The organism is Dellaglioa sp. CoH-57-MRSF-20 (genome assembly GCF_056781955.1).
This window is the reverse complement of sequence record NZ_JBXAXV010000262.1, coordinates 1-270: the sequence shown is the minus strand read 5'-3', so window position 1 is coordinate 270 and position 270 is coordinate 1. Positions and strand designations below refer to the sequence as shown.

At 49.6% G+C, this 270-nt stretch carries 1 protein-coding gene; it reads right to left on the bottom strand.

What is annotated here, in order from left to right:
• Positions 1–117: 117 nt before the first annotated feature.
• Positions 118–243 carry a hypothetical protein gene (locus tag AC1RPN_RS08990; RefSeq protein ID WP_481763843.1) on the bottom strand — a complete coding sequence of 42 codons (126 nt, stop codon included), beginning with the start codon at positions 241–243 and terminating at the stop codon, positions 118–120.
• Positions 244–270: the final 27 nt, after the last annotated feature.

Sequence of the window (270 nt, the reverse complement as noted above, 5' to 3'; positions counted from 1 at the left end):
GCTTGCTTTCGCACGATCATCCCAAAATAGCGTACAGGCCCAAAACCACACTTCACTCGCCTGGGAAAAACGTCCCGCACGCTATCGGGATTACTCTATAAAATTGGGAATCCCAAGTTAGTCCTTCTTGTGCTCACCACCGGCCTTAGCATGCTTGCGTTCAAGGATGCCCTTGGCGTGTTCCACTTTCGACTTCTGTTCATCGCTCAGGTTTTTGCCTCCGCGATTCAGATAGAACGAGATTGACTGAATTGCTTTGCCGGTATTTCC